The following is a 24497-nucleotide window of genomic DNA, read 5'->3' on the forward strand; positions in this document are numbered from 1 at the left end:
AAGCTTAATTCGAATTAAGCTAACCTAGTTTTAAGCCGTTCTAACTTGTTTATAGACCCGAAGGGTCGAATTTTATTTTTAAAACCAGTGAAAACGCTCGTATGGCAGGAGAAACAGATCTTAATGTATTATTAAAGAGTTTGAAACCCAACCTAAACGTGGGTAGCTATGTTTTTATATCTCTTAAAGACATCACTAAAATATCAAGAGAAGATATTCTGTTTGAATTTAAAGAAGCAGAGGGTATTACAATTATCTTATCTAAAGAGAAAGCCGACGCACTTAATTTCGATTACGAATTCGTTGCTTCCTGGATAACTTTAACGGTACATTCCGCATTAGATGCCGTTGGTCTTACAGCTGCGGTTTCTACAGCACTAACAAAACATAATATTAGTTGCAATGTCGTTGCAGCATATTACCATGACCATATTTTTGTTTCTACAAAAGACACAGAAAAGGCTATGGAAGTACTAGGTGAATTTTCAAGAAAATAAGTTTCTGCATATTTTCTTGAAAATTTAATCTTACCCCAATTTATTTAGTGCAGTTTCTATTCGAGAAATACTTTCTTCTTTACCGATCATTGCCATAATATCGAAAATATGTGGTCCTTTCATATCACCAACTAAGAATAGACGTAAAGGAGGCATCACTTTTCCAAAAGACAATTCTTTTTGTCCAATCCATGCTTTTACAATGGTTTCTGTATTTTCAGAAGAAAAATCTTCAATTGGTTTTAAGATAGAAACCAAGTCATTCATGATTTCTGAAGTATCTTCTTTCCATTGTTTTTTAGCTGCTTTCTCATTGTATTCTGATGGTGCAACAAAGAAGTAATCACTTAAATCCCAAAAATCTAAAACAAAAACGGCGCGTTCTTTTATTAACGTAACCACTTTAGTAACATAATCTAAATTCACTTTAGAGTCACCTGTAATATGCTCTTTTACAATTGGCAAGAACATTTCAGCTAGCACTGCAGCAGGTGTTTCTTGAAGATAATGTTGATTGTACCATTTGGTTTTTTCTGGGTCAAAACGTGCTCCAGATTTATTTACACGATCTAAGCTAAACGATTCGACTAGCTCATCTAATGAAAATAGTTCTTGTTCCGTACCAGGATTCCATCCTAATAAAGCCAAGAAATTTATAACTGCTTCTGGGAAATAACCAGATTCTTTATACCCTACAGATTCATTCCAAGAAAGCGGAAAAACAGGAAAGCCCATTTTTTCACCATCACGCTTACTCAATTTACCTTTTCCAACGGGTTTCATTATTAACGGTAAATGCGCAAATTCTGGTGAATCCCAACCAAATGCGTCATACAATTGTTTGTGAAGTGCCATTGATGGCAACCATTCTTCACCACGAATAACATGGGTGATTTCCATTAAATGATCATCAACAATATTTGCTAAATGATACGTTGGCATACCATCACTTTTAAAAAGCACTTTATCATCTAAAACATTGGTGTCTATTTGAATAGACCCTCGTATTAAATCTTGTAAATGCAATTTTTCATCTGGTGGAGTTAAAAAACGGATAACATAATCGTCTCCATTATCCAATCTGTTTTTTACTTCTTCAGGCATTAAAGACAATGAATTATCAAGCTTTAATCTATTATGCCAGTTATAGATAAAAGTTTTGCCATTCTCCTCATGGTTTTTTCTATGCGCATCAAGACTTTCTGAAGTATCAAAAGCATAATATGCATTACCACTTTCCACTAAATCATTGGCATATTTTTTATACAACGATTTACGCTCGCTCTGTCTATACGGACCAAAACCACCATCTTTGCCAATACCTTCATCAAAAGGAATTCCACACCAGTTTAAAGAATCTATAATATATTTCTCTGCGCCTTCTACATATCTATTCTGGTCGGTATCTTCTATACGGAGTATAAAATCGCCACCATGTTTTTTGGCAAACAAATAGTTGAATAGGGCAGTACGAACACCGCCAATATGTAAAGGTCCAGTAGGACTAGGTGCAAAACGAACACGTACTTTTTTTGTCATGCCGCAAAGGTATAAAAACACGCTTAGCCATTTAAGTCCGCAACGTATTTATTATCTAAAAAACACAATACATTATTAATAATTTCTAGGATATAACTCGTGCACACCAACCTAACGACATAAACCTGTATAAGAAGATAATTAAATCTTAGATTTTAAGTACAGATTACAAGCTAAATAATAAGATTTATATTCATAAACCATTTAAAAGAAACTATACGAATACCAAAGATCACACGTTATTCTAAAACCTAAAAAACGTTTAAATGAAATATTCTATTAGTTTTCTTAGTGCATTTTTTGCACTATTAATTCTTGGCTGCACATCAGATTCTTCTGATGACTCCATCACCGGTATTGAAAAAGAAACGGAAATAATAACGTTGAGCTCTATAGAAATAGAGTATGATGAAGTAACTCAAACAAGCGCAAAAATTATTTGGAGCGAGGTTACGGCATCAAATGCTAGTACCGTAAACTACAGTTTGTTTTTAGATGACGAACTGGTAGCAGAAAATCTTGCAGAGTTAGTATATACAGTTGAAGAACTAGAAATCAACACTTCATACACCGTAAAAATTGTTGCATCTGCCGATGATGCAGAAGAGAGTATAAACACTTCGGTATTTAATACTTTGGGAACTCCGCCATCTGCCTTTCCAATAACTCATCTGGAAATTGGTTGTGGTATTGCCAATATTAGCTGGCCAACCCCAACGGTACAAGATGAATCAGAATATTATTATGAAATTTATTTAAATGGCGATTTCTATAAAAGCTACAGTTCTTATGATACAGAAAGAACTGTTTTTAATCTTGCGGTAGAAGAGGGTGCGGAACATACTATCGAAGTAATAGCTAAAAGTTATAACGGTACTCAAACATCGGAGGAAATTACATTTTTTCAAGAGGCTTGCCCAATACCAACAGATTTTGTAATAACTGCATCCAATATTACAGGAACTTCGGCAACATTGAACTGGACACCATCTACCATGTCAGATGGAACTAGAGTTTATTATCTTTTGACCGCGAACGGCGTAAGTTATCCAGCACCCTATACTTTTACATATGCCACCAGCTATGAGCTTACAAACTTAGAACGTAATACAACCTATGAAGTAGTGATTAGTGCAGAAGTAGAAGGGAACAACAAGTTTAAAGAATCGACCGTAACTTTTACCACCACTAACGATTATCCAGTTCATCCAACCATTACCATAACAGATGCAACACTTAACACACCTGACAGTCAATTCTTTGGGGGTCAATTAAATGTTACTTTTTCAGAAGAAATAGCCAATTTTGATATTCAAGAATGGATTGCTGTAGCTTTTGAAATAGAAAATTATGCTATATATAATTCTTCTATTTCTAGCAGTGTTCTTAGTAACGCCAACTATGATTCTTTAGCAGAGAACAAGACGGGTTATCTATTAATTGAAGATGATGGAGTGGTCTACCAGTTAAATTATACGGTTTCCGTGGAAACTAATTAATTTTACTACCACAATTATAAAGCTTTAGGCCGAATCTCATACGAAAAGAATGGAATTCGGCCTTCGTATTTTCATCCTAACCGAATCAGATTATTTTAATTTTAGTGATTAACTGTCAAGCATATAGAATCCCTTTTAACAAATATTTCCCAACAAACATTCGTCATAACCGTTATCTTGGTATAAAAAAGGGCAATTGCAAGACTATAAGCACATTTTAGACCGGTTAAATCAGTTCATTCAAAAACATTATTCCCAAGTACTTTTAAAGGGGGTTTTATTGTTTTTTGCATTCGGATTGTTGTTTTTTCTATTGGTATTAGGCGTAGAATATTTTTTATGGCTGAATACAACAGGCCGATTGGTGTTATTTGCCATTTTTATAGGAGTTGAATTCTTTTTACTCATTAAATATATACTGACTCCTATTTTCTATCTTTTAAAATTGAAAAAAGGAATAGGGCAAAAGGATGCCGCCAACATTATCGGTAAACATTTTCCGGAAGTAGGAGATAAGCTGACAAATTTGCTGGATCTAGCAGAAAATCCTCAACAATCAGAATTACTACTAGCGAGTATAGCTCAGAGATCAAAACAAATGGACCCCATACCATTTTCTAATGCCATTGATTTTAAAGATTCTTTAAAATATTTAAAATACGCTATTATTCCACTTCTAATTATTGGAGCATTATATATTTCTGGAAATTGGAATACCTTTTTTGGAACCTATGAGCGTGTTGTTAATTATGAAATGGCTTATGAAAAACCAGCACCATTTAAATTTGAAGTTTTGTCTGATAACTTAAGTACATTACAAGATGAATCATTCACCATTCAAGTAGCTACTAAAGGAACTATAAAACCAGAAAATGTATTTATAGAAATTGATGGTAAATCCATATTGTTACAAAAACAAAATGGCTTGTATGAATACACATTTTCACCACCCATGACTACGACGAGCTTTAATTTTAGAGCAAATGAAGTTAATTCTAGAAAATATACACTCCTTGCCTTGGCAACTCCTTCAATTGTAGATTTTACCATGGATTTAAGTTATCCTACCTATTTAAAAAAAGCAAACGAAACAATTAAAAGTACCGGAAACGCAGTAATACCTGAAGGCACCAAAGTTATATGGAAAATTGAAGGAGAAAATACCGATAAGATTAAACTAGCTACAAAAGACACTATACTATCCTTTAAAAAACAGAAAAACACTTTTTCTATTGATAAACGGATATATAACGACCTTAATTACGAATTAACCACAACCAACAGAAATGTACAAGATTACGAGCGTCTAGCTTATGACTTTAAGGTGATTAAAGATGGATATCCTACAATCAAAATAAATCAAGTTTTAGATTCAGTTAATCCTAATGTTTCTTACTACATAGGTAGCGTAACTGATGACTATGGTTTAGCTAATATTGATATTATCTATTTTGAAGTTGGAAAAGAAAAGGAAGAGAAAAAGATTAGCATTACCAAACCAACATCTAACTACGAACTATTTTACTACACATTCCCATCCGGATTAGAAATTGAAGCCGGTAAGAATTACGGTTTGTATTTTCAGGTTACAGACAACGATGCCATTCATAATGGTAAAACAGTTAAAAGCCAGGTTTTTCAGCAAACCTTACTTGATGAAAACCAATTAAAAAATAAAGATTTAGAATCCCAACAATCATTAATTAAAGACCTAGATAAATCTCTAGAAAGAGCAAAAGAACAGAAAGAATTATTAGAAGAATTAAACCAAAATCAGAAAGAAAAAAGCAGCCTTAATTTTAATGATAAAAATCAAATTAAAGATTTTCTAAAAAAGCAAGAACGCCAAGAACAGTTCATGCAAAAATTCAGTAAAGAACTCAAAGAAAACCTGAATAAAGAAAACAAGGATAACAAATTAAACCAATTGTTACAAGAACGTTTAGAGCGACAAGAAATAGAGGCGAAGAAAAACCAGAAACTACTTGAAGAACTTAACAAAATAGCTAATAAAATAAATAAGGAAGAACTAACCAAACGCCTAGAAGAACTAGGAAAAAAGCAACAAAATAGCGAACGAAGCTTAGAACAATTATTAGAATTGACCAAACGGTATTATGTCACAGAAAAGGCTTCTCAATTAGCAAGGGATTTAGAAGAATTAGCGAAAAATCAAGAAGAACTATCGAATCAAAATAACGAAGAAAATAATCCTAAAAACCAAAAAGTATTAAATAAAAAATTCGATGAACTTTCAAGTGAAATGGATGCCTTGAAAAAGGACAACAATCAACTAAAAAAACCAATTGATTTAAAACTTGACACTGATAAAAAAGATGGTATAAAAGAAGATCAGAAAGATGCACTTGATAAACTAGAAAAAGGACAAGAAAACAAACAAGAATCAGACTCTAAAAAAGAAGCTAGCAAAAAACAAAAATCGGCTGCACAGAAAATGAAGGAAATGAGCGAGCAGTTGGGAGAATCATCCTCGGGTAGCGGTGGTGGCTCTTCGGTTTCAGAAGATGCAGAAATGCTAAGACAAATATTAGATAATCTTATCATCTTTTCTTTTAAACAAGAATCACTTTTTGACAGACTCGCACAAAAAGAAGACCAAGATGCCAATCAATACTCTGAAACAGTTCGTGATCAAAATGAATTAAGAGGTCTTTTTGAACATGTAGACGATAGTCTATTTGCCTTATCCTTAAGACAAGCAGAACTATCTGAATTTGTTAATGAGCAAATAACCGAAGTATACTATAATATTGACAAATCGTTAGAGACAATGGCCGATGGACAAATTTACCAGGGTATCTCACATCAAAAATATGTACTTACCGCCGCCAATAGTTTAGCGGATTTTCTAGCCGAAGTAATGGATAATATGCAGCAGAGCATGAAAATGGGAAAAGGTTCTGGTCAAAGTGAAGGGGGATTTCAACTACCCGACATAATTAAGGGTCAACAACAGCTTGGAGAAAAAATGGGTGAACAAGGAGATTCTGGTAGTGAAGGTAAGAAAGGGCAAGATGGTGAAAACGGTCAAGGAGAGAAAGGTAAAAAAGGTGAAGGTGGGCAACAAGGCGAGGGTGGTAAGCAGGGTTCTGAAGGAGAAAACGGAGAAGGAGGTCAAGGAAAAGGCGGTAAAAATGGTAAAAGTGGTGAATTTGGAACCAATGGTGAAGGGCAAGGAGGAAGTAACGGTACAGAGGGCCAGGGACAAGGAAGTATGAGCGAAGCAGAGCTAAAAGAGATCTACGAAATATATCAGAGCCAACAAAAAATTAGACAAGAACTAGAAAACCAATTGCAAAATATGATTAATTCTGGAGACCAAAAATTGGGTCAAAAGTTGATTAAGCAGATGGAGGACTTTGAAAACGATCTATTAGAAAATGGAATTACACAACGTACAATCAACAAGGTCAACACTATACAATACGAATTATTGAAATTAGAAAATGCAGCTTTAAAGCAAGGGGAGAAATCTGAAAGAGAAAGTAACTCTAATTTAAAGGATTTTAGCAATCCGATTACTACTAAACCCTCATTATTAGATAATTATCATAATGAAGTTGAAATTTTAAACAGGCAAAGCTTACCTTTGCGGCAAAATTTTCAAAACAAAGTTAAAGAGTATTTTAAAGCAAATGATTAACTACAATTACCTACTTGATTTTAAATTACAAACAGAAAGCAATTATGATTTATGGATAATAGAAACCTGTGACACGGAAGGTTTTTCAATTCTTGAATTAAATTACATTTTCTGTGATGATGATTACTTACTAAAAATCAACCAAGATTACCTTCAACATGATTACTTGACAGATATTATCACATTTGATTATGTGTCAGGAAAAAATGTATCTGGAGACTTATACATTTCAATCGATCGTCTAAAGGAAAATGCAAAGGAATTTAATGTTTCCTTTGAAAACGAATTAAAACGCGTAATGGTTCATGGGGTTTTACACCTAATGGGTTATTCGGATAAAACGGAAACAGCTACTGTCGAAATGCGCGCCAAAGAAGAAGAAAAAATAAAGCTGTTCCACGTGGAACAATAGAAGATATGTTTGGAGAAGAATATGATGTAATAGTAGTAGGAGGTGGTCATGCAGGAGCAGAAGCCGCAGCCGCAGCCGCAAATTTAGGATCAAAAACACTTTTGATAACGATGAATTTGCAAACAATTGGTCAAATGTCATGTAACCCGGCTATGGGTGGTATTGCAAAAGGCCAAATTGTAAGAGAAATTGATGCACTTGGTGGATATAGCGGAATAGTATCTGATAAATCGGCCATTCAGTTTAAAATGCTCAACAAATCAAAAGGTCCTGCAATGTGGAGCCCTAGAACTCAGAATGACAGAATGCGTTTCGCAGAAGAATGGAGGTTAATGTTGGAACGTACGCCAAACGTTGATTTTTATCAAGAAATGGTTTCTGGACTGTTAGTAAAGGATAACAAAATTGTTGGTGTAAAAACATCTTTAGGAATTGACATTAAATCAAAATCCGTCATATTAACGAACGGTACATTTTTAAACGGATTAATTCACATTGGTGAAAAACAATTTGGTGGAGGTAGAGCTGGAGAGAAAGCTGCCACAGGAATAACAGAACAATTACTCGGTTTTGGCTTTCAAAGTGGTAGAATGAAAACAGGAACTCCACCCCGTGTAGATGGAAGGTCTTTAGATTATTCTAAAATGATTGTACAACCGGGTGATGATATACCTGAAAAATTCTCATACACAAACACAAAACCATTGGCACATCAGCGTGATTGTCACATGACACATACAAGTGCGTTAGTTCATGATTTACTAAGGGAAGGTTTTGATAGGTCACCAATGTTCAATGGTAGAATAAAAAGCACAGGTCCTAGATACTGTCCTTCTATCGAAGATAAGATTAACAGGTTTGCTGATAAAGATAGTCACCAAATGTTTATTGAACCTGAAGGCTGGGAAACTGTAGAAGTTTATGTAAATGGTTTTTCAACATCATTGCCTGAAGACATTCAATTTAAAGCACTACGTTCTGTTGTAGGTTTCGAAAAAGTAAAATTCTTTAGACCCGGTTATGCAATAGAGTACGACTATTTTCCACCAACACAATTGAAACATACCTTAGAAACTAAGTTAATAGATAATCTTTATTTCGCTGGACAAATAAATGGAACAACAGGATATGAAGAAGCTGCATCGCAAGGATTGATGGCTGGAATAAATGCTCATTTAAAACTAAACGAAAAAGAACCTTTAATACTTAAAAGAGATGAAGCATACATCGGTGTTTTAATAGATGACCTAATTACCAAAGGAACAGAAGAACCTTACAGAATGTTTACGTCTAGAGCAGAATACAGAACGTTATTAAGACAAGATAATGCAGACTTAAGATTAACGCCTTTAAGTCATTCCATAGGTTTAGCTACAGATACTCGCATGAAAAGAATGGAAGAAAAATTAGCCCAATCAGATGCATTGGTAAATTTCTTTAGAGAAACAAGCGTACTGCCAAAAGACATAAATCCAATATTAGAAAGCGTTGATTCGGCATTGGTAAAACAATCTGATAAAATGTACAAAGCTTTCTCAAGACCTAATGTTACTATGGACCACATGCTAAAACTAGATAAAGTTTCTACCTACATTAAAGAAAATAATTTAGACAGCGAAGTTCTAGAACAAGCTGAAGTACAAATAAAATATTCAGGATATATCGCAAAAGAAAAAGTAAATGCTGATAAACTACAAAGACTAGAAGCTGTTAAGATTCCAACAAATTTTAACTACACCAAATTAAAATCTCTTTCTTTTGAAGCAAGAGAAAAACTGACCAAAATTCAACCTGTAACAATTTCACAAGCTTCAAGAATAAGCGGAGTTACACCAAGTGATATCAGTGTGCTTTTAGTTTTTCTTGGACGGTAGGGGAAATTGTTCCACGTGGAACAATGAAAAAAAAGAACATAAAAAAGAATTACAACAATAGAGTATGCTTGAAAATAAAATCTTCTTAAAAACAAAAGACCACCTTGTTACTCAAGAAACCTTCAATCTTGTAAAAGATTCAACATATGATATGCTCATTACAGAACCACAACCAAAAAACTTAGACGACTATTACCAAGAAGAAAATTATATTTCACACAGTGATGATGCAAAAAGTGTTTTTGAAAAAATTTATCAAATTGTAAAAAGCTATACGTTAAGAAAAAAAATAAAATTGATAAATCAATATTCACTTAATGGGAAAAATATTTTAGACATTGGGTGTGGAACAGGAGAATTCTTAGCATACGCTAAAAACAATAATTGGAAAACTTTTGGGGTTGAACCTAATATTAAAGCTAGACAAAAGGCATTAGAAAAAAACCTAAATATAGTAGAAAAATTAGAATTAATAAACGCAGAAAAATTTAATGTTATTTCACTTTGGCATGTCCTTGAACATCTTCCTAATCTACAAGAACATATAGTAAAAATAAAAAATATTTTGTCAGATCAAGGAACTTTAATTATTGCCGTTCCAAATTATAAATCTTACGATGCAGCATATTATAAAGAAAATTGGGCGGCTTATGATACGCCAAGACATCTATGGCACTTTTCACAAAATTCAATAACAGAAATATTTAATGAACATAATTTTAAAGTAGTTAAAACTCTACCAATGCACTTTGACTCTTATTATGTTTCCCTTTTATCTGAGAAATACAAAAATGGTAGAACAAATTATTTAAAAGCTATATTCAGGGGATTACTGTCAAATTTAAATGCAAGACGCTCTGGTGAGTATTCTTCTCTTATATATATTCTAAAAAGAGAGTAAAACCTAATTTAAAGAATTCTAATGATATAATTTAAAGTAATCAATACAAACTATTATTAAACTAAAAATATTCTCTTATATCCTCTTAAAATACTTCATTTAAAATAAGAATTATCTATATAAAAATTATAAATCATAGTAAATATCAATATTAACGTAATTCCTCCTTTTATTCCGATTCAAAATTAAATCCATTATAAAAACCTTTGTTACTTTTGCACAACTTAAAAATGAAAAAATGAAAAACGTAATAGTGATTTTAGCGCTTACATTATTGGCATCTTGTCAACAAGAAAAAATTGGTTATGTAGACAATGTAAAATTGATGGATGAGTATCAGCAAAAAATTGATGTTGAAGCAAAATTCAAAATTCAAGCAGATGCATTAGCCTCAAAAAGAGATAGTATATCGCAAGCTTTTCAAATGGAAGCACAAGCTTTTCAAACTAAAGCACAATCATTGTCTCAGAGTAAAGCTCAAGAAGAATATGCAGCAATGCAACAAAAGGGGCAAATAATCGGTCAACAATTACAACAACAAGATCAACAACTTCAATTAGCCGGACAAACTGAAATGGATAGTATTGTTTCTAAGGTAAAAGAAGAAATCAAGGATTATGGAAAGAAAAATGGCTATTCTTATATCTTAGGAGGTGGAGATGGTGGTAGTGTTCTTTATGGTACTGATGCTAATGATTTAACTGACGAAGTAGTTAAATTACTTAATGATAAGTATAAAAAATAAAACGCATACAAAATAAAAAAAGCCGGTTATTAACCGGCTTTTTTTATTCTATTAAATTATGCTCAAAACGTTCAAGTTCCTGTTCTATATTAAACTGATCCTTAGGTAAAAATCCTTTTACAATAAGAACCACTCCACATATAATAAGTATAATTCCTATTACTTTTTTAATTACAAAAATTCTATTTGCCGTTAATTTTTTCTTTAACTGTTTAGCTAGTAATATCTTAAATATATCAGTTATAAAATAGGAGAGTAGTACAGTTGCAAAAAAAGTAAAAAAGCGATTGGGTTGATTATCAAGACTAGGACCAACGATTATAATAATTCCAAGCCAAAATACGAGAACTCCTATATTAATAAAATTCAATAAAAAGCCTTTAATAAATAGACCTAAAAAATCGGCCTTTTTAATTTTTCTAGACTCATCAGGTATTATCTTTTTATCGACCTTAAAAAAAGTAAATAACCCATATATTAAAAGAATAACACCACCGAATACATATAAACCTGGTTGGTTACTTAAATTTTCAAGAAGTTGAAAACTACTAAAATAGGCTAATAAAATAAACAAGATATCTGCTAATAAAACACCAAAATCAAAAGTAATTGCAGCTCTAAAACCCTTAACAGCGCTAGTTTGCAAAAGCACAAAAAATACAGGCCCTACCATAAAACTTAGAAAAAATCCTAAAGGAATCGCTGCCTGTATATCTTCTAACATAGAACTTTACATTCTTTTTATTGTACCACCAAAAACGGTTTTCTCTTCTAATTTTTTAGGATTACCATAGACTTGTACCTCACCACCAGCTTTAACTGTAGCCTTTACATAATCTTTAGCATTGATTTCTGCTCTTGAACCAGCATTTACATTTATTGTAGAAAAATTAGTTTGGAAATTTTTACCTTCATAAATACCACCGGTATTGATTTGAACATCTTGTAAATTTGAGGAACCTGATGTTCTAATAACACCACCTGATACTGATTTTATCAACATTTGTTCCACCTCAGCATTTACAATTAATTCACCACCTTCCTGAGCTTTTAACTCCAATACCTCTTGTTTAATAACCTCCTCTGTAACTATTCTTGCATCCTCATTTACATCAATAACTAAAATTTTACCGGAATAATAAAGGTCAACAAAAGTTTTGTATCCGCTAAATATTTTACCTATTTGCATACGAATTTTAAGTATTCCCTCATTATTAACAATAGCAACGCTAGTTGTATTTTCTCCAGAAATAATCGCTTTGTTCTCAGTAGATTTAATAAGATTAATAGACAAACCATCAAACCCTTTTAATTCCTTAAAGGGTTCTAAATTTTGAGTAACCTTACTATCCTGGCCAGTAACCAAAATACATCCGAAGAGAAACATTAAAACTAATATTTGTTTCATTCTTTACGTATAAATTTGTTTTATAGAAAAGCATATAATTTATTAACTGCCTTTCTAACACAGCCACCTTATACCAAATTTCGTTCCAAATTATTTTTTGTCATCCGGAATCAAAGCAAAATCTAGATGTCTTTTTATCAAATCGGTATTCCTTACCATTACAGTAACCTCATCACCTAACTGATATTTTTTCTTGGTACGTTCACCAATAATAGCATATTGCTTTTCATCAAAGATATAATAATCTCCTTTTATGTCACGAATACGAACCATGCCCTCACACTTATTATCTATAATTTCGACATAAATACCCCATTCAGTTACTCCACTAATGACACCACGAAACTCTTCATCTTTATGATCCTGCATAAATTTGATTTGCATGTACTTAATTGAATCACGTTCTGCACTAGAAGCTAAATATTCCATATCTGAAGAATGCTTACATTTCTTTTGAAATTCCTCTTCTTTAGCAGAACTACCTCCATCTAAGTAATGTTGTAATAACCTGTGTACCATAATATCAGGATATCTACGAATTGGTGAGGTAAAATGTGTATAATAATCAAAAGCTAAACCATAATGACCAATATTATCTATGGTATAAATAGCTTTGCTCATACTACGTATTGTAAGGGTATCGACCATATTCTGCTCTTTTTTACCCTTAACATCTTCTAATAATTGATTTAAAGATGAACTTATAGATTTCTTATCCTTAAAATCAAGCTTATGACCAAATTTAGCAATGATACCGTTCAAAGTCATTAATTTATCTGGATCTGGATCATCATGCACCCTATACACAAATGTCTTTTTTGGTTTTTGTTTACCTATAAATTCAGCAACCTTTCTATTAGCTAAAAGCATAAACTCTTCTATAAGTTTATTGGCATCTTTAGATTCTTTAAAATAAACTCCTATCGGCTCACTATTTTCATCCAAATTAAAACGAACCTCTACTTTATCAAAAGATAACGCACCTTGGTCCATTCTTTTATCACGCATTATTTTAGCTAATCGATCCATAATCAATGTACCTTCAACCACATCATCAGAAACAGTATAAGAGGAGTCTCTAATAGATATATCTTCAGAAATAAGACCTTTACCCGTTTCTATGATATGTTGTGCCTCTTCATAAGCAAAACGTTCATTAGAATTGATTACAGTTCTTCCAAACCATTGATTTCTAATTAAAGATTTGTCATCTAGCTCAAAAATTGCAGAAAAAGTATACTTTTCCTCATTAGGTCTTAAAGAACAAGCATTATTTGATAATACCTCAGGTAACATAGGAACAACACGATCAACTAAATACACCGACGTAGCTCTTTCATAAGCTTCATCATCTAAGATTGTATCTTTTTGTAGATAATGTGAAACATCGGCAATATGAATACCAATTTCGTAATTACCGTTTTCTAATTTTTGAAAAGAAAGCGCATCATCAAAATCTTTTGCATCTTTTGGATCTATAGTGAACGTAAGAACATCTCTTACATCTCTACGTTTTAGTATTTCTTCTTGTTTGATACTAGTATCTAAACCATCAGCAAAATTTTGTACTTCTGCTGGGAAAGAATAAGGTAATCCGTATTCGGCTAATATTGAATGAATTTCAGTATCATGTTCGCCTGGTATACCTAATACCTCAGTTACTCTACCAAAAGGTGAGTCTACATTATCTGGCCAATCAGTTATTTCTACTAAAACTTTTTCACCATCTTTTGCATCCCCTAGATTATCCTTTGAAACAAAAATATCAGTATACATTCTAAAATCTGAAGGTCTTACGAAAGCAAATGTTTTTTGCATATCTACAATACCAACAAATGTTGTTTTGTATCGTTCAAGAACCCTTACTATTTCGCCCTCTAACTTTTTACTTTTACTTCTAGGATAAATATAAACCTCTACTTTGTCTTTATGAAAAGCTTTATTTATTTTATTTGATGGTATAAAAATATCATCGTCCATACCTTCAACAACGATATAAGCATTTCCCCTTCCTGTAATATCTACAGTACCTTCGTGGTACGACTTCGTATTTTCTAATACTTTGTATTGACCTCGGTCAACTTCTTGAATACGCTTCTTTTCCTTTAGCTCAGTCAACCTTTTTATTAGGATATTTCTATCTTGAGCATCGGTTATATCTATCTTGGCGGCAATCTGCTTATAATTAAAACTTTTACTAGGTTCCTTTTCCAGAACAGTAAAAATTCCTTTTGTGATTTCATTCTTTCTATGATTATTAGCCTTCTTATTTCTCTTCGACATTAAACTTCTTATTTGTTGGAAAATTACGAATTATAATCCACTACCTATTAGTCAACCTTTTAATGAAAAGTTAAGCTAATGAGTTGTTATTAACATATATATCATAATTGACATTTTTTCTTTTAAATTAAATTAAATTTTGATGGTTATTATAGTCTGTTAATAACAGGTATAACTTATTTGAATATTGCTTGACTTTATGAGATACTAAAAGTTGTTGACAGAACTTTTAGTAATTGGTAATTGAAAATCAGTATTTTGAGAAGTTATCAGAAATGGTTTATAACCTCTATTAACATGAATTTATTAATAACTAAATGTAATTTTAATGTTAACGAGGAATGTTTTTTTGATGAAAATCCACTAATACTTTCTAATACTTTAATTCTTCTTTAGAAGATTAATAGTGTAAGCAGATGTCAACTTTATAAAGCAAATATTTAAGCATGTTTTTTTAAACAATTTATAAATGAATTAAACCTGCTTATAACATAGTAATTAACAACTATTAAATTATACAACATAGCAAATGTTGTCAACTAGGTAATTTTTGTTGTGAATGCCTGATTATTGTACCTTTAGCATCTATTTTACCTATCCCCACAGTGTAAAATTAAGAACTATTAACCTATAAAGATTACGCTTATGAAAATAGCTATTGGTAATGACCATGCGGGCACTGAATACAAGTTAGCCATCATTGGTTTACTAAAATCTATGCAAGTTGAAGTTATTAATTATGGTACTGATGGTACAGATAGTGTAGACTATCCAGATTTTGCTCACCCGGTTGCACAAGATGTTGAAAACGGTACTGTCGATTTTGGTATTTTAATTTGTGGAAGCGGTAATGGTGCTTGTATGACGGCAAATAAACAACAAAATGTAAGAGCTGCTTTATGTTGGACTAAAGAAATAACAGAACTAGCAAGAGAACATAATGATGCTAATATAATTAGCTTACCCGCAAGGTATATTGCATTACCCCAAGCACTTGAAATGATCTCTACATTTTTAAGTACCGCATTTTCTGGAGGAAGACATGAACGTAGAGTTGAAAAAATTCCTCTACAATAAAGAGTTATTATATATATGTTAATAACCATTTGGGTACACTTATAACTTATTGAAAATAATATATTTAAGGGATGCTAGTTATGAACAGAATAAGTTAATTGAATCAATTTATGTTAGATATTATAGTAAAAGAATTTAACGAATTAAGTATTCAAGAACTGTATAATATATTGCAATTACGAAGTGATGTTTTTGTTGTAGAACAAAATTGTGTTTATCAAGATTTAGATGGTAAAGATGCTAAAGCACTTCATGTAATAGGTACTAAAAATAATAGAGTTGTTGCATATACCAGAATTTTTAAACCTGGTAATTACTTTGATGAATCTAGTATAGGTAGGGTTGCTGTACATAAAGACCATAGAAAGTATGGTTATGGAAAAGATATTATGCAAGCCTCTATTAATGCAGTTCATGAAAAGTTTGGGAAAGAAAAAATAAAAATATCTGCACAAACCTATCTTAAAAAATTTTACACTGAGCTAGGTTTTAAAGTTAAAGGTGAGGATTATTTAGAAGATGGTATTCCGCATATTACGATGATAAAAGAATAAAAATGGCCGCTATTAGCGGCCATTTTTATGTATGATTATTTGCACGTTTATATTTTAATAGGTGTTTTATTACTCAAGTTAATATCTTCTAACATATTATCGGTAAACTTATAATGCCCTTTAGTTGTTATAATTCTAAAACGGTTAGAATTCATGCGGCTTAAGGTATCTAAGAACAACCATTTAGATTTTAGTAACCTGGTTTTTGGAGATTTAAGACTAATATCAAAATAATATTTTCTACCATTCTTAATAGCTACAATATCAGGAGTAATATTATCTTCTAATCCTTTTCTAGTATAAGATTTGGGTGTTTCATAACCCTCCATGTCAGCTTTAATATTCTCGAAACCAGTAGCCTCTAAATGTTGGATTGACTTTTCTAAAAACGCTATATTATCTGACTTTTCTACTTTTACCATACCTAATAAGATAACAAAAAAAAGGACAATTCCAAATTTTAAACGTTGATTAACAATATGTTGAGATAACGAATAAAATTTATACTAAACGTTTTGCAACCCCCTGCTCAATTAAAAATTCCAATTTAAGAATTAAGTTAATGGGCTTTTCAGATTTATTATTCCTTGAGAAATAGAGATAACCTTCAGTTCTAGCATTCAGCTCTTTTAATCTTAATTTTCCGTGTAAAACAATATTGGCATTACAATAACCCTCTAATACTTTTTTAGTAATTTCTCTAAGTTCTAAAAAATGAAGTAATTTTTTACGGTTAACCAATGTTATTTTACAAGAAGTAAATTTATCGGGTTCATCTTCATATATAGCGGTTGCTAAAGAATAGAAATCGGTCTTTTTCTGTGCGTCATAGAGCCATCCTTCTTTATAAATATCCTCTTTGTAGTAGCCTAACTCAAAAGCAAATGTGGGTAAATCTTCATTAACATAATCTAATTGGGCTTTTTCGTCAATATTAAATATGTCATTAGTGTGTTTATGAGTAAACACTAGGTCAATGCCTGCCATTTGATTTTTAATATCATGAACACGACGCGTATCATAATAATTTATTTTATTTAAGTAATACACATCCATAAGTTGGGAGAGTTGTTTCTCCTTTCTTAAGTCAGATGTGAATTTACTTTTCACGATGAACTAATTTTATGGGTAAGAATTTTACCTATTCTTTGAACGACACCGACCACCAACGCATTTCCCATAAAGAAAGCTCTTTTAGTATTTGAAATACCTTCAATAGCGGTATGGTTTTCTGGGAACATATTTAAACGCTCCAATTCTATTGGCGTTAACCTACGTAATCCTTTTTTAGTTTGAACTACATGTTTAAAACGTGACGGACTCTTACCTCCTTCACCAGTAATAATTGTTCTTGAAGCATTGTCTAGTGCATCCGGAAAAATCATACTTCCTTCGCTATAATTATATGAAAAGCCTGTTTTAGCTGTTCGTGTTTCTTTTTTCGCTCCTTTTAGGTATTCCCATTTTGCATACTCTTCTTCTGCAATATAATATTCTTCGGGTATGATACCTTTTTCTAAGATGTCACCTAAAACAGTTCTCTTTCCGTCAAAATTAGGTGTTGATTTAGTGGTATGAACTTTACCATTGATAAAAACACCAGTGTTTTGAAATGGAGAGAGTTTTGCTCCTACATTGAAATTTTCGGACAAAGAAACCAAGTCTTCATCAATGGTAAAAGATGTTATATGTGACGAAGTACCAGTAATAGGAAATGCAGATGCAATTGTTCCTGAATCAAAAATCCAATCTGTTGGGGTATTCTTTTTAAATTGTTTGTAAAGCGAAGTAGATTTATGATATCCTAAGAAAAAAATACGCCTACGACGTTGAGGCAAACCATAATCTGCTGCATTAATAACTCTCCACTCTACGGCATAACCTAAATCATCAAGGCTCTTGAGCATTATGGCAAAATCTCTTCCCCTTTGGTTAGAAGGTGATTTAAGCAAACGATCTACATTTTCTAAAAAGAGATATTTGGGCGGGTTTTTCTTTTCTGATAGAATTCTATGAATACTCCACCACAACACTCCTTTTTTTCCAATTAAACCTTTAGAATTTTGCAAGGTAGTCGCTACAGAATAATCTTGACAGGGAAAACCACCCACTAAAATATCTGCATCTGGTATTACTTTGGATTCTACTTCAGAAATATCCATATTACTATGGTTCTGTTTTCCAAAGCGGGCTTCGTAAACTAATGATGCATGTTGTGTTTTTGTACTAGGTTCCCATTGGTTGCTCCAGACTACCTTATAGTTGTCTGAGTCCTCTAATCCCAAACGAAATCCGCCAACACCAGCAAAAAGTTCTATGACCTTAAGTTTCTTCATTTGCGATAAATTTACATAAATTCACAAGGCTAATACTATTTGAAACTTTTTTAGGTATGAAGAAAACGCTGTTCCATATAGCTTTTGTATTAATTTTGATAGCATTGAATATATCATGCGGCACCAATTTAGAAGAAAAGATAATTTCTACTAATGAGATTCAAAGCATAAAACACATTGTTGCACCTGACAAACGCGTAGCGCTTTTCAATGTAGAAGTTTTAGAAGACCCTTCTGGTTTAAAATTGATAGGGGAAAGTAATCTACCAAAGGCAGTAGATTCTCTAAAAGCAATTTTAAAGGAGAAAGGAATTCAGTTTGTAGACGAAATTAAGATACTTCCTTCTTCAGAATTGAAAGGCAAAACGAAGGCAGTGATTAATATTTCAGCGGCCAATCTAAGAAGTAACCCAAAACACTCTGCAGAATTAGCAACCCAAGCCATTCTTGGTACAGAAGTTAATGTTTTAAAAAAGGATGAAGACTGGTATTTGATTCAAACACCAGATCAATATTTGGCATGGGTAGATGCAGGGGGTATTCAATTAATGGATGAAAAAAGTTTATCGCAGTGGGCAACTTCAAACAAGATTATATATACGAATACCTACGGTCATGCGTATGATTTGATAGATGCAACCATTCGAGTATCTGATCTTGTTGCTGGTAGTCTTTTGAAGGTTTTAGAGGAAGAAGAAGGGTATTATAAAGTTGAATTTCCAGATGGTAGACATGCTTTGATTTCTAAAGAAGAAGCAAGGGATTATACATCATGGTTATCAAGTTTAAGCTATGATGCTAAAGCCCTTGTTGAAACCTCAAAATCATTAATGGGGGTACCTTATTTGTGGGGAGGGACATCAACGAAGGGTGTTGATTGTAGCGGTTTCACCAAAACTATTTATTACATGAATGGAATGGTTATTCCACGAGATGCATCACAACAGGTACATGCAGGTAAACCTATAGATTCCATTGCAGATTTCAGTAAATTAGACAAAGGTGATTTATTGTTTTTTGGCAGAAAAGCGACTGATTCGACTGCAGAAAAAGTTGTTCATGTGGGTATGTGGATTGGCGATAATCAATTTATCCATTCTTCAAATATGGTGCGAGTAAGCAGCGTAGATAAGAACGCCTCCAATTATGATGAATACAATGTTGATCGTTATTTACGAACCAAAAGATTACTTAAAGAAAACGACCCCCTTTTAAAGAACTTAAGGGTTTTTAAAGATTGATAAGTTTTTTTAACATGTTTCCCTAGCTCTTTTTAAGGAAAAATATACCAAGGCAGTAATAGATTCGTTTAGTGATAATTACAGTTCATTACAGATTTATGAAAAAAGCTTCTTATTACATCTTCCTTTTATGTCTTTTAATAACTGCGCCAATACTTGCACAAAATGACCGGGCAATTTTAGAATTTAAGGACGGAAAACAACGAAAAGGTTTAGCAAAATTAATTGGAGGCGACCAAGTAAAGTTCAAAAAAGCAAAAGGACAAAAAGCTGAAAAATTTCATTTTAGCGAACTTCAAAAAGTGGTAATTTATGAGAGTGAAGAACCTTCAACATATATCTATATTGAAACTCGTGAAGGGCGATTTAATGTTGTAAAAGAATTAGAAATTGGTGCCGTCAATTTATATGTATTGGAACAAAAAGGATATTCGCCCCCAATGCAAATGGCTGGGGCCAATGGTCACATGAATATGACGGGAGGTAATTTCTACGATATTAAAAACCTTTATGTAAAAAGAGGAGAAAACGGAGAATTAACCCACCTTGGGTCTAACCAACTATTTTCTAAAAATTTTAAAAAGGCAGCATCAGATTATTTTTCTAATTGTCCTAAACTTGTAAATAAGATACAAAACAGAGATTTTAAGAAAAAGCACGTGAAAGATATAGTTCACTATTACAACACCAAATGTGACTTATAAATTATCTCTGCTGTAAGGCGAATGCAATAATCTGATTTCCTTTTTTGGTTCCTAGTTTTTCACCCCCACAAGCAAGAACGATATACTGTTTACCCTTGTATTCATAAGTGCTTGGTGTAGCAAACGAAGCTGCAGGCAGCTCATATTCCCATAGAAGTTCTCCCGTTGTTTTATTAAACGCCCTAAAATAGCCGTCTTTTGTGGCGGCAATAAGTAATAGACCGTTTTGGGTAATGATAGGCCCACTATAATTTTCGGTTCCAGTAGTGGGAAACCCTTTTTCTTTAAGCGATATAGTTTCACCTAAGGGTATAGACCATAGAAAATCACCTGTATTTAAATCGATGGCGTTTAGTGTTCCCCAAGGCGGCGAAATACCAGGTAATCCAGTACTATCTAAAAACTTATGATACCCACCATGTAAGTATGGGTTCTCTTCTGAAGTGTTGGCAATTTCCTTTTTTCCTTGATGGGCTGAAGCTTGCTCCTCATTGAACAGAAATTGAATCAAAGTAGCTTTTTCTGAATCGGACAATGTCGGAAACCCTGTCATCATACCTTTGCCTTGCGTAACAATAGACACAACCTCATCTTTGCTTTTCTTAAGATTAATATCTACCAGAGAAGGAAAACCACTAGCTACTAAACCTTTTCTATCAGACTGATGACAAGTAGCACATTTACTACTATAAATTTGCTTACCTAACGGCATTTCTTTTGCATTAGCTTCATTGACCTTCATTTTTAGATTCCAAGCCATTTCATTAGAATTCACGTATAAAATTCCATCTTCAGGATCAACACCGGCACCGCCCCATTCTGCAGCCCCATCATAACCGGGCAGCAATAATGTAGGCTCAAGACTAGGCGGACTATAAATATCTTTTTCTGCGGATTCAAAAAAGTCTAAAAGCTCTTCTTTATTTTCGGCATAAGGGCTTATATCTTCTTTTGTTAGCTCATTTGATTGTCGTGCAAAAGGTTTCGGTTTTCTGGGAATAGGTTGTGTTGGCCAAGCAACTTCACCTGATAATGTTGAAGGTGAAACAGGTATTTCTTCAATATCAAATAGAGGCTCTCCTGTTATTCTGTCAAAAACAAAAACATAACCTTGTTTGGTAATTTGTGCAACCGCCTTTATTTTTTGCCCGTTATGTTCAACGGTTAAAAGGTTTGGTGGGGCAGGAGGATCACGGTCCCAAATATCATGATGTGTAAATTGAAAATGCCATATGTACTCGCCTGTATTTGCATTTAAAGCCACTAATGAATTAGCATAGAGGTTACTTCCCAAACGGTCACCACCATAAAAATCAGGAGCAGCAGAGCCTGTTGGCACATAAATTATTTCTGCTTTTTCGTCTAATGCCATACCCGCCCAATTATTGGCAGCACCTACCATTGGGCTTTTGTAAGCGTTAGTATCTTCCCAAGTCTCATACCCTAATTCTCCTGGGTGAGGTATGGTGTGAAACACCCATTCTGGTTTACCGGTAATTACATTAAAGGCCATAATATCACCAGGTGCTGCATCAGAACCTTCAGATATTCTTAAAGGCATTACAATAATCTCTTTAAAAACAGTGCCAGGAGTATTAGAAATAACGAACTTTTCTTTTGCAGACTCTGGCATTCCCGAACGCATGTCTATTTTTCCATCTATACCAAAAGAGGGAATAGGTATTCCAGTGAGAGCATCAAGAGCATAAAGATCAGCACCACGTGTGCAGAGAATACGCTTATCATTTCCTTTTTCCCAATAAGAGACACCTCTACTTGTAGAATGCCACACTTGAACCGAATCGCCAAACTGCCACAGTTCTTTACCAGTTTCTGCGTGAAGAGCTACAACACGTAATGCTGCAGTTACCCCATATACAAGGCTATCTACAACCAAAGGGTTCATTTGCATTTGCCCCCAATCGGGTGCTTCGTATCTCCAGGCAATTTTTAATTGTGAAACATTTTGAGGTGTAATTTGGTCAAGAGTAGTAAAATGACTTCTACCAGAATCGCCTAAATACGAGGACCATGTAGTATACGTCTTATCATCCTTTTTCGAAGTCTCTTCATTACAACCGACAAAGGTGTAAAGCCATAGGATATAAAATGTAATTAAATAGAAATTGACCCTCATAGGTTACTATTTCTAATACTTAATTAGTAGTGATAAACTCTCGAATATCTTTACTTAATTGTATTAAATCTGGCTCATGTGTATACATCATATGACCCGCTTCGTAGTACTTCATTTGTACGCGTTCATTTACGATTCCGTTTCTGGCAAAAGTATATTCTGCATCAAAAAATGGAGTAATTAAATCATAATATCCACTTGCGACCATAACTTTCATAGCGGTATTTCTACGCATAGTTTCACCTAAATCTGGAGCTGTATTTACAGGCATAGGTTCCCAATATTGAGAATCAGGAACGGTTCTCCATCTCCAGTTTGATCCACCCCCGGATGTTATATAAGGTCTGTCCATTTTTACTTTCAATTCAGAAGCAAAATAATGGTTTATACTAGCAGTATATGCAGCACTAATTTGATAACTAGCCGCATCACCTAAATGAGGTTTTTCAGATACTTTATCTTCTTCATCGCCCATAAAACGCCCGTCAAGACGACCAATAGCCAAGCCTTTATCTAACAATAGTTGTTTTTGAAAACGACCCATTAAAATTCTTAGATTCGAGCGAAGAATATAGGTTTTATCTAAACCTGTAAAATAAGCTAGTTTTTCAGCTATGGTATTCTTCTCGCCATCTGTTAATAAATTACCCTTATACAAAGCAGGAACATATGTATTATAAGTAAAATCACGACATTCTTGGGCGAAGCTTTCTAAGGTTTTACCTTGTCCAGCTTTTTTGTGGTACCAAGCTGTAGCGGCCATACTTGGTAAATAAGTAATAAAAGAAGATATGTTATTTGGCTCAGATGTAGAACCAGCATAATCGAGTGCTTGAGAAATTAATATCATTCCGTTCAGCGCCATATTTTGTCCGGATCCTTCTAAGACTTTGCCAAGTGCTGCGGCACGTGTAGTTCCATAACTTTCACCTGCCAAATATTTAGGAGAAAACCAGCGTTCGTTTACTGTAACCCATTTACGAATAAATTGGGCGAACGAATCAACATCCTCCTTAAGTCCGTAGAAATCTTTCCCCTCACCTTTTCCCACTAATCTGCTATATCCTGTACCTACAGGGTCGATGAACACCAAATCGGTTATATCTAATAAACCGTGTTCATTATTTATTAGGTTGTAAGGTGCGGCACCATCATCGTTTTTAGCGTCAGAATCTACTTTTACAATTTTTGGGCCAAAAAAACCAAGGTGTAACCACATTGAAGCAGAACCTGGACCGCCATTAAAAACAAATGTTACCGGTCGTTTTGTTACATCACCCATTGATGTTTTAGTATAAGCAACCGACCAAAACGTGGCTATTGAATCACCATCTTTATTGGTAAGAAAAGTTTCTTTTGCTGTCGTGGTGTAATCGATAGTTTTACCTCCAAAAACCCCTTGATGTTTGGTAACAAAAGATTTGGCTTCAGGAATAGGTTTAGGAGTAGTATCTTTTTTAGTTTCTTGAGCTTGAGTAAGCAGACACAACAATAAGCTAGTTGCTAGTAATAATTTTTTTCTCATAATTTGAGTAGTTGAAGGCTAGAAGTTTTAGTTTGTTTAATTAAAAGTAGCGATAAAATATGAACGTTAACTTTTTCAGTTAAAATCTATTACTTTTAGTA

Annotated in this window: 20 protein-coding genes; 11 read left to right on the forward strand and 9 right to left on the reverse strand. The window is 33.3% G+C overall.

What is annotated here, in order from left to right; translation table 11 throughout:
- Nucleotides 1–101: 101 nt before the first annotated feature.
- Nucleotides 102–497 carry an ACT domain-containing protein gene (locus tag AAC084_RS00715; RefSeq protein ID WP_339835547.1) on the forward strand — a complete coding sequence of 132 codons (396 nt, stop codon included), beginning with the start codon at nt 102–104 and terminating at the stop codon, nt 495–497.
- Between the two features lie 30 nt (nt 498–527).
- On the opposite strand, the gene gltX is transcribed toward AAC084_RS00715, so the two are convergent.
- Nucleotides 528–2036: a glutamate--tRNA ligase gene (gene gltX / locus AAC084_RS00720; protein ID WP_339835549.1), complete on the reverse strand. Its 1509-nt coding sequence runs from the start codon at nt 2034–2036 to the stop codon at nt 528–530.
- 266 nt (nt 2037–2302) lie between these two features.
- Here gltX and AAC084_RS00725 point away from each other — a divergent pair, with 266 nt between their 5' ends.
- The 6 genes from AAC084_RS00725 to AAC084_RS00750 all read left to right on the forward strand — a co-directional run bounded on the left by AAC084_RS00725 (nt 2303) and on the right by AAC084_RS00750 (nt 11131).
- Nucleotides 2303–3535, forward strand: a complete 1233-nt coding sequence (locus tag AAC084_RS00725; RefSeq protein WP_339835552.1) for a fibronectin type III domain-containing protein — start codon at nt 2303–2305, stop codon at nt 3533–3535.
- A gap of 196 nt (nt 3536–3731) precedes the next feature.
- Nucleotides 3732–7199, forward strand: a complete 3468-nt coding sequence (locus AAC084_RS00730) for a hypothetical protein (RefSeq protein ID WP_339835555.1) — start codon at nt 3732–3734, stop codon at nt 7197–7199.
- Nucleotides 7192–7611, forward strand: coding sequence for an rRNA maturation RNase YbeY (ybeY, locus tag AAC084_RS00735; RefSeq protein WP_339835558.1), 420 nt, complete (start codon nt 7192–7194; stop codon nt 7609–7611). The genes AAC084_RS00730 and ybeY overlap by 8 nt, the downstream gene beginning before the upstream one ends.
- 5 nt (nt 7612–7616) lie before the next feature.
- A complete protein-coding gene (mnmG, locus tag AAC084_RS00740) occupies nt 7617–9485 on the forward strand; it encodes a tRNA uridine-5-carboxymethylaminomethyl(34) synthesis enzyme MnmG (protein ID WP_339835561.1) in 1869 nt (622 codons plus the stop codon).
- Nucleotides 9486–9549: 64 nt separating this feature from the next.
- Nucleotides 9550–10386, forward strand: a complete 837-nt coding sequence (locus tag AAC084_RS00745) for a class I SAM-dependent methyltransferase (protein WP_339835563.1) — start codon at nt 9550–9552, stop codon at nt 10384–10386.
- Between the two features lie 238 nt (nt 10387–10624).
- Entirely contained in the window at nt 10625–11131 is a 507-nt protein-coding gene (locus AAC084_RS00750; RefSeq protein ID WP_339835564.1) for an OmpH family outer membrane protein, read from the forward strand.
- A gap of 43 nt (nt 11132–11174) precedes the next feature.
- Here the strand turns inward: AAC084_RS00750 and AAC084_RS00755 are convergent, their stop codons facing one another.
- From AAC084_RS00755 to rnr, 3 genes are all read right to left on the reverse strand, one after another.
- Nucleotides 11175–11855: a LysE family transporter gene (locus AAC084_RS00755; RefSeq protein WP_339835566.1), complete on the reverse strand. Its 681-nt coding sequence runs from the start codon at nt 11853–11855 to the stop codon at nt 11175–11177.
- Between the two features lie 6 nt (nt 11856–11861).
- Nucleotides 11862–12539 (reverse strand): head GIN domain-containing protein, encoded by a 678-nt coding sequence (locus tag AAC084_RS00760; RefSeq protein WP_339835569.1) that lies wholly within the window; start codon nt 12537–12539, stop codon nt 11862–11864.
- Between the two features lie 90 nt (nt 12540–12629).
- A complete protein-coding gene (gene rnr, locus AAC084_RS00765; protein ID WP_339835571.1) occupies nt 12630–14822 on the reverse strand; it encodes a ribonuclease R in 2193 nt (730 codons plus the stop codon).
- A 645-nt stretch (nt 14823–15467) separates the two neighbouring features.
- Here rnr and AAC084_RS00770 point away from each other — a divergent pair.
- Together AAC084_RS00770 and AAC084_RS00775 are read left to right on the forward strand one after the other, a co-directional pair.
- Nucleotides 15468–15899 carry an RpiB/LacA/LacB family sugar-phosphate isomerase gene (locus AAC084_RS00770; RefSeq protein ID WP_339835574.1) on the forward strand — a complete coding sequence of 144 codons (432 nt, stop codon included), beginning with the start codon at nt 15468–15470 and terminating at the stop codon, nt 15897–15899.
- A 110-nt stretch (nt 15900–16009) separates the two neighbouring features.
- Nucleotides 16010–16453 carry a GNAT family N-acetyltransferase gene (locus AAC084_RS00775; protein WP_339835578.1) on the forward strand — a complete coding sequence of 148 codons (444 nt, stop codon included), beginning with the start codon at nt 16010–16012 and terminating at the stop codon, nt 16451–16453.
- 47 nt (nt 16454–16500) lie between these two features.
- On the opposite strand, the gene AAC084_RS00780 is transcribed toward AAC084_RS00775, so the two are convergent.
- The 3 genes from AAC084_RS00780 to dcm form a co-directional block, all read right to left on the reverse strand.
- The gene (locus tag AAC084_RS00780; protein ID WP_339835580.1) at nt 16501–16875 is read right to left on the reverse strand and encodes a hypothetical protein; all 375 of its coding nucleotides are present in this window, start codon (nt 16873–16875) and stop codon (nt 16501–16503) included.
- Nucleotides 16876–16954: 79 nt separating this feature from the next.
- Complete coding sequence (locus tag AAC084_RS00785; protein ID WP_339835582.1) at nt 16955–17563, reverse strand: hypothetical protein; 609 nt, start codon at nt 17561–17563, stop codon at nt 16955–16957.
- Nucleotides 17560–18789, reverse strand: a complete 1230-nt coding sequence (dcm, locus tag AAC084_RS00790) for a DNA (cytosine-5-)-methyltransferase (RefSeq protein ID WP_339835584.1) — start codon at nt 18787–18789, stop codon at nt 17560–17562. Before dcm ends, AAC084_RS00785 begins: the two co-directional genes overlap by 4 nt.
- A gap of 56 nt (nt 18790–18845) precedes the next feature.
- On the opposite strand from dcm, the gene AAC084_RS00795 reads away from it, so the two are divergent.
- Both AAC084_RS00795 and AAC084_RS00800 read left to right on the forward strand, forming a co-directional pair.
- Nucleotides 18846–20030 (forward strand): C40 family peptidase, encoded by a 1185-nt coding sequence (locus AAC084_RS00795; RefSeq protein ID WP_339835586.1) that lies wholly within the window; start codon nt 18846–18848, stop codon nt 20028–20030.
- A gap of 98 nt (nt 20031–20128) precedes the next feature.
- Nucleotides 20129–20734 carry a hypothetical protein gene (locus tag AAC084_RS00800; protein ID WP_339835588.1) on the forward strand — a complete coding sequence of 202 codons (606 nt, stop codon included), beginning with the start codon at nt 20129–20131 and terminating at the stop codon, nt 20732–20734.
- A gap of 1 nt (nt 20735) precedes the next feature.
- Here AAC084_RS00800 and AAC084_RS00805 read toward each other — a convergent pair whose 3' ends face one another.
- Both AAC084_RS00805 and AAC084_RS00810 read right to left on the reverse strand, forming a co-directional pair.
- On the reverse strand, nt 20736–22871 hold the full coding sequence (locus tag AAC084_RS00805) for a PQQ-binding-like beta-propeller repeat protein (RefSeq protein ID WP_339835589.1): 2136 nt from the start codon (nt 22869–22871) through the stop codon (nt 20736–20738).
- A 19-nt stretch (nt 22872–22890) separates the two neighbouring features.
- Complete coding sequence (locus tag AAC084_RS00810; RefSeq protein ID WP_339835592.1) at nt 22891–24396, reverse strand: peptidase S10; 1506 nt, start codon at nt 24394–24396, stop codon at nt 22891–22893.
- Nucleotides 24397–24497 lie beyond the last annotated feature (101 nt).

The sequence above is a fragment of the uncultured Maribacter sp. genome (genome assembly GCF_963977385.1).
GTDB lineage: Bacteria > Bacteroidota > Bacteroidia > Flavobacteriales > Flavobacteriaceae > Maribacter.

What these genes read in the sequence shown, in the direction of transcription:
- AAC084_RS00715 (WP_339835547.1), top strand. Translation starts at nt 102, where the DNA reads ATGGCAGGAGAAACAGATCTTAATGTATTATTAAAGAGTTTGAAACCC.
- gltX (WP_339835549.1), bottom strand. Translation starts at nt 2,036, where the DNA reads ATGACAAAAAAAGTACGTGTTCGTTTTGCACCTAGTCCTACTGGACCT.
- AAC084_RS00725 (WP_339835552.1), top strand. Translation starts at nt 2,303, where the DNA reads ATGAAATATTCTATTAGTTTTCTTAGTGCATTTTTTGCACTATTAATT.
- ybeY (WP_339835558.1), top strand. Translation starts at nt 7,192, where the DNA reads ATGATTAACTACAATTACCTACTTGATTTTAAATTACAAACAGAAAGC.
- mnmG (WP_339835561.1), top strand. Translation starts at nt 7,617, where the DNA reads ATGTTTGGAGAAGAATATGATGTAATAGTAGTAGGAGGTGGTCATGCA.
- AAC084_RS00745 (WP_339835563.1), top strand. Translation starts at nt 9,550, where the DNA reads ATGCTTGAAAATAAAATCTTCTTAAAAACAAAAGACCACCTTGTTACT.
- AAC084_RS00750 (WP_339835564.1), top strand. Translation starts at nt 10,625, where the DNA reads ATGAAAAACGTAATAGTGATTTTAGCGCTTACATTATTGGCATCTTGT.
- AAC084_RS00755 (WP_339835566.1), bottom strand. Translation starts at nt 11,855, where the DNA reads ATGTTAGAAGATATACAGGCAGCGATTCCTTTAGGATTTTTTCTAAGT.
- AAC084_RS00760 (WP_339835569.1), bottom strand. Translation starts at nt 12,539, where the DNA reads ATGAAACAAATATTAGTTTTAATGTTTCTCTTCGGATGTATTTTGGTT.
- rnr (WP_339835571.1), bottom strand. Translation starts at nt 14,822, where the DNA reads ATGTCGAAGAGAAATAAGAAGGCTAATAATCATAGAAAGAATGAAATC.
- AAC084_RS00770 (WP_339835574.1), top strand. Translation starts at nt 15,468, where the DNA reads ATGAAAATAGCTATTGGTAATGACCATGCGGGCACTGAATACAAGTTA.
- AAC084_RS00775 (WP_339835578.1), top strand. Translation starts at nt 16,010, where the DNA reads ATGTTAGATATTATAGTAAAAGAATTTAACGAATTAAGTATTCAAGAA.
- AAC084_RS00780 (WP_339835580.1), bottom strand. Translation starts at nt 16,875, where the DNA reads ATGGTAAAAGTAGAAAAGTCAGATAATATAGCGTTTTTAGAAAAGTCA.
- dcm (WP_339835584.1), bottom strand. Translation starts at nt 18,789, where the DNA reads ATGAAGAAACTTAAGGTCATAGAACTTTTTGCTGGTGTTGGCGGATTT.
- AAC084_RS00795 (WP_339835586.1), top strand. Translation starts at nt 18,846, where the DNA reads ATGAAGAAAACGCTGTTCCATATAGCTTTTGTATTAATTTTGATAGCA.
- AAC084_RS00800 (WP_339835588.1), top strand. Translation starts at nt 20,129, where the DNA reads ATGAAAAAAGCTTCTTATTACATCTTCCTTTTATGTCTTTTAATAACT.
- AAC084_RS00805 (WP_339835589.1), bottom strand. Translation starts at nt 22,871, where the DNA reads ATGAGGGTCAATTTCTATTTAATTACATTTTATATCCTATGGCTTTAC.
- AAC084_RS00810 (WP_339835592.1), bottom strand. Translation starts at nt 24,396, where the DNA reads ATGAGAAAAAAATTATTACTAGCAACTAGCTTATTGTTGTGTCTGCTT.